This window comes from Bradyrhizobium sp. (assembly GCF_016462955.1).
Taxonomy (GTDB): domain Bacteria; phylum Pseudomonadota; class Alphaproteobacteria; order Rhizobiales; family Xanthobacteraceae; genus Bradyrhizobium.
Window position 1 is genome coordinate 1 of sequence record NZ_JAEMSD010000840.1, and the last position, 1770, is coordinate 1770.

Annotated in this window: 2 protein-coding genes; both read right to left on the reverse strand. The window is 65.4% G+C overall.

The genetic code is table 11. The features are described from left to right. Positions 1–555, reverse strand: a 555-nt coding sequence (locus JHD07_RS39035) for an acyl-CoA dehydrogenase family protein (RefSeq protein ID WP_291631908.1), incomplete at its 3' end; no start/stop codon positions are given. 126 nt (positions 556–681) lie between these two features. Next, the coding region (locus tag JHD07_RS39040; RefSeq protein ID WP_291631910.1) for an acyl-CoA dehydrogenase family protein at positions 682–1770 on the reverse strand (1089 nt) is incomplete at its 5' end.

A 1770-nucleotide genomic window follows, 5' to 3' on the forward strand; every position in this document is an offset into this window, starting at 1 on the left:
GCAGATCAGCGACTTGTTGCGGTGAACCGGACCATCGCCGGTGTTGGCGAGCAGGCAGATCCAGTCGGCCTGGGTGCCGTTGGTGATCCACATCTTGCCGCCGTCGATGACGTAATCGTCGCCGTCGGAGCGCGCACTCGTCTTGATCGAGGCGACATCCGAGCCTGCGCCCGGCTCGGAGACGCCGATACAGGCGACGTAATCGCCCGAGATCGACGGCGCCAGGAATTCGCGCCTCACCTCATCGGAGCCGAACCGCGCCAGCGCCGGCGTCGCCATGTCGGTCTGCACCCCGATCGCCATCGGCACGCCGCCGCAGGTGATGGCCCCCAGCTCCTCGGCCATCATCAGCGCGTAGGAATAGTCGAGACCCGAGCCGCCGAATTCGGTGGGCTTGTTCAGGCCGAGGAAGCCGAGGCTCCCCATCTTCTTGAACAGCTCGTGGGCCGGGAAGATGTCGGCCTTCTCCCATTCATCGACATGAGGATTGATCTCATTGGCGATGAATTTCTGCAGGGAGCGGCGGATGTCGTCGTGGTCGGCGGTGAATAGCATTTCGTCCTCTCGTCATTCCGGGGCGCGCGCAGCGCGAGCCCGGAATCCATTTCTCCAAGGTGTCTGCGGCCCGATGGATTCCGGGCTCGCTCCGCTGCGCTTCGCGCCCCGGAATGACAGCCGTAGTCACAACCCCATCTGCCTCGAAGCCAGATCCTTCATGATCTCCTCGGTGCCGCCGCCGATGGCGTTGACCTTGACTTCGCGATAGATGCGTTCGGCCTTGATGCCGCGCATGAAGCCGGCGCCGCCGAAGATCTGCACGGCCTCGGAGGCGCAGAACGCCATGGTCTGCGTCGCCTGGTTCTTCATCATGCAGATTTCCGCGACCGGGCTTTCGCCCTGCTCAAGGCGCCAGGCCAACATCTCCAGCATTGCTTGCGAAGCCGCGACCTTCTGCGCCATGTCGACGATCTTGTGCCTGATGACCTGGTGCTGGGCAAGCGGCTTGCCGAAGGTCTTGCGCTCCCTGGCGTAGGCGACCGCCTCGTCGAGACAGACCCGGGCGAAGGCAGTGCAGCTTGCCGCCATGCCCATGCGCTCACTGTTGAAGTTCTGCATGATGATTTTGAAGCCCTGCCCCTCCTCGCCGATCAGGTTTTCGACCGGCACGCGGCATTCGTCGAAATGCAGCGTCGCGGTGTCCGAGGCCCACCAGCCCATCTTCTTCAGCTTGGTCCGCGACAGGCCGGGCGTGTTGCCTTCGATCAGGAGCAGGCTGACGCCACCGGCGCCCTCGGCGCCGGTACGCACGGCGACGGTCAGATAATCGGCGCGCATGCCTGACGTGATGAAGGTTTTCTCGCCGCTCACGACGTAGTGATCGCCGTCGCGCCGCGCGCGGGTGCTCAGGTTCGCGACATCGGAGCCGCCGCCCGGCTCGGTGATCGCGAGCGCGGAGATCTTCTCGCCCGCCAGCACCTGTGGCAGCACACGGGCCTTCACCTCGGGACGCGCGGCTCGCGCGATCGGCGGCGAGCCGATGGTGTGGCTCATCAGGCTGGCGCTGACGCCGCCGGCCCCGGCCCGCGCCAGCTCCTGGCTCGCCACGATCTTCATGAACTGATCCGCCGCGATGCCGCCAAACTCCTCGGGGAATCCCAGTCCCAGAAGACCGATCTCGGCCGCCTTGCGATAGAGCGCGCGCGGGAATTCACCGGCCTCGTCCCAGTCATGGGCGAACGGCGTGATCTCCTTCTCGACGAAACGGCGCAT